The organism is Nitrospira sp. BLG_2 (assembly GCF_049222245.1).
The window spans coordinates 1-2,218 of record NZ_JBLYIG010000483.1; the positions used below are offsets into that span (position 1 = coordinate 1).

At 58.4% G+C, this 2,218-nt stretch carries 2 protein-coding genes; both read left to right on the plus strand.

Annotation, left to right across the window (positions count from 1 at the left end):
- A partial coding sequence (locus ACOSYY_RS13215; RefSeq protein ID WP_421662959.1) for a cupredoxin domain-containing protein occupies positions 1-1,380 on the plus strand: 1,380 nt, incomplete at its 5' end.
- A gap of 107 nt (positions 1,381-1,487) precedes the next feature.
- Positions 1,488-2,084: a hypothetical protein gene (locus ACOSYY_RS13220; protein ID WP_421662961.1), complete on the plus strand. Its 597-nt coding sequence runs from the start codon at positions 1,488-1,490 to the stop codon at positions 2,082-2,084.
- Positions 2,085-2,218 lie beyond the last annotated feature (134 nt).

A 2,218-nucleotide genomic window follows, 5' to 3' on the forward strand; every position in this document is an offset into this window, starting at 1 on the left:
GAGCGGTATGACGCGGCCATTCCGGCCGCGGGCGGGCCGCAGCAGATGGCAGGCGACTATCTCTACTACAGTGGTCGCGCGTCACACTTCGCCGAAGGCAGTTGGGGCATCTTTAGGATTTTGGACCAGGCGGATGCGTCCTTGAAGCCCCTGCCGGGCCGAGAAGCAATCCCCCAATCGGCCAAGTCGGTCTGTCCGGCGGATGCGCCGGTGAAGACCTTCAACGTTTCTGCCATCGATAAGGCGATCCGCTACAACAAGGGAACGCCCGGCGTGATGGAGGTGGATCTGGAGCGGAAGATGGTGTTCGGCAATGAGACAGGAAAGATGTATGTGCTCGAAGGCGAAAAGACGAAGGTGGCTTCGGGCGGTCTTGAGCCAAGCCCGCTGACTTTGCACGTCAACGTGGGCGACTGCATCAAGGTCAATCTCAAGAATGAGATGGCCAAAGATCGGGCCGGGTTCCATGTGGACAATCTGGCCTACGACCCCAAGGAATCGATGGGGATTAATGCGGGCAACAATCCCGGCGACCAGACGGTGGCGCCGGGGCAAAGTCGGACGTACACCTATTATGCCCATCCGGAGTTCGGCGAGAATGCGGCGCTGATTCAGGATTGGGGGAACGTGATCGAGAATCCACGAAACGGTCTCTTTGGAGCGATCATCATCGGTCCGAGGGGATCCCAGTATCGCGATCCGGTCAGCGGCGAAGATCTCGCGCAGAAGAGTTCATGGCGCGCGGACGTGATTGTGGATCGAAACGTGCCGGGCAACGACGACCGGCAGAACTATCGGTCGTTCGCGCTTCTGTTCCAGGATGAGGATAACATCATCGGCACCAGCTTCATGCCGTACATCCAAAAAGTGGCGGGAGTGACGGCCGTGAACTATCGGTCGGAGCCGACGGACTATCGAACCGAGAAGGGCTGCGCGTACAGCGAAGTCTTCGCCTGCGTCAAGGCCGGGGATCAGCCGGTGACGCCGACCATCGCGGCGCATGTCGGGGATCCGGTCGTCATTCACGTGCTGGGAGCTTTCAGCGAGCAAGTCCAGCTGTTCAGCGTCTCCGGACATGAATGGAAGCACGAGCCCTATTTGGCCGGCGCGGATCTTGTCAGCACTATGGAATTCGGCGGGTCCGAGGTCATCAATGCCTGGCTGCACGGCGGAGCCGGCGGGCCGAACGGCGTGGCAGGCGACTATCTCTGGCTCAACCAGCGGCCTGGATACCTCGATGCGGGTCATTGGGGAATGCTGAAGGTCTTGGACCGTGACAACCGCGTGATTCTTCCGCTGAGCGGTCGAGTCCCGGCTACTCAACAGGCCAAGGACCAACCACCGGTGAAATCGATACCGGTATCCAGACAGGCCAAGTAGGCCGGTCCGACATCGAAGAGGCGGAAACCCGGCCAGTGAGGCCGGGTTCCCCCAGGTCGTTTCTTGTCGATGAATTGATGTGCTTGAATTCATCCATTGACGAACCCATGAAGGTCTGCGGTTTCCCCACATCGGTTGAGTGGGTGATGTTCTGGTTCATGCTTATCGTCATGGCCGGCTCGGTGCGAACCGCGATGGCGCTTGATTTTTCGGCCGAGCGAATCGTAAAAAACGGTGAATCAGTCGTCACAGCCCATGTGAACGCCAAGGACGATCGCTGGCGACTTGAGTTTTCCCAACCTCAGCGCGGCGCCAGCGTGATCATCGTACGAGCGGATCTCGGGACCACCTGGCGGATCTTCTCGAGGCGGCGGCAGTATGTCGAGGAACCGATGACAAGCGATCATCGATTAACAATGAGCGAGAAGATGGAAGGAGAAATCTCGCGGGAGTTCGTAGGGAACGAAACACTGAACGGCTATTCCACGGAGTTGTTCGAGATCACAGTTGCAGGGAACGGGCAAACTCATCAATACTATCGATGGATAACCAAGGCCGAACGGTTTCCACTCAAGACAGTGAGCAAGCAGGGAAAGTGGTCGGAAGAGTTTCGCCGGTTGATCTTCACCGAACAGTCTCCATTGTTGTTCGAGCTCCCGCAGCGATTGGATCCGGCCGATCAATCGGCAGGGACGCAACATTGAGCGCGCGACCGGAGGGGATATGAGACAAGCGTTTTTGAGAGGACTGTGGCTGGCCGCCTGTCTGCCGATTATTCTGACATCGGGACCTCGCGCAGATGCCCGAGCGTATGAATCAGGGAACGTGGAGGATGGCG

Bases quoted from the DNA above. Each gene is read 5' to 3' on its own strand.
- ACOSYY_RS13220 (WP_421662961.1), top strand. From the start codon at position 1,488: ATGAAGGTCTGCGGTTTCCCCACATCGGTTGAGTGGGTGATGTTCTGG.